The following is a 772-nucleotide window of genomic DNA, read 5'->3' as shown; positions in this document are numbered from 1 at the left end:
CCCGCGTTTCCCCTCTTCCCGACCCCCCCCGCCGATATCCGCGATGCCACGGGTCGCGAGGCCACAAATCCAGACAATCTGATGTGTCGGGCGGCACGGGAGATCAAACGTCTCTTCCCCGACCTTGGTCTGGTGGGAGACGTAGCCCTCGACCCCTACACCGATCACGGCCATGACGGCCTCATCGAGAATGGGTACGTGGTGAATGACGCGTCGGTAGAAATACTGGCGTTGCAGGCGCAAAATCAGGCCGCGGCCGGGATCGACATCATAGCCCCGTCAGACATGATGGACGGACGTATCGGAGCGATCCGTACGGCGCTGGACAAGGCTGGCCATGAACATGTGCGCATCATGTCCTACGCGGCAAAATATGCCTCTGCTTTTTATGGGCCGTTCAGGGATGCGCTCGGCTCCGGAGGGCTCCTGAAAGGCGACAAGAAGACCTATCAGATGGACCCGGCCAATAGCGACGAAGCCCTGCGTGAGGTTGCGCAGGACCTGCAGGAAGGCGCTGACATGGTGATGGTCAAGCCGGGGATGCCCTATCTCGATATCATCAGGCGCGTCCGTGACAATTTCGCGGTGCCGACATTCGCTTACCAGGTATCAGGCGAATACGCGATGATGATGGCGGCCATCCAGAATGGCTGGCTCGACCGCGACCGTGCCATTCTCGAGAGCCTGCTGGCCTTCCGACGGGCCGGATGCAACGGGATCCTCACCTATTTCGCTGTGGAAGCCGCACGGCTTTTGAACTCAAAGCTGTGAC

1 protein-coding gene is annotated in these 772 nt (G+C 60.2%); it reads left to right on the top strand.

The features are described from left to right. Positions 1 to 771: porphobilinogen synthase (hemB, locus tag C0V97_RS18210; protein WP_127103768.1), on the top strand; the 771-nt coding region annotated here is incomplete at its 5' end. Between the last annotated feature and the right edge of the window lies 1 nt (position 772).

Source organism: Asaia sp. W19 (assembly GCF_003994335.1).
Classification (GTDB): domain Bacteria; phylum Pseudomonadota; class Alphaproteobacteria; order Acetobacterales; family Acetobacteraceae; genus Asaia.
Note: the sequence above shows the minus strand (reverse complement) of the source record. Positions and strands in the feature narration are given on the sequence as shown.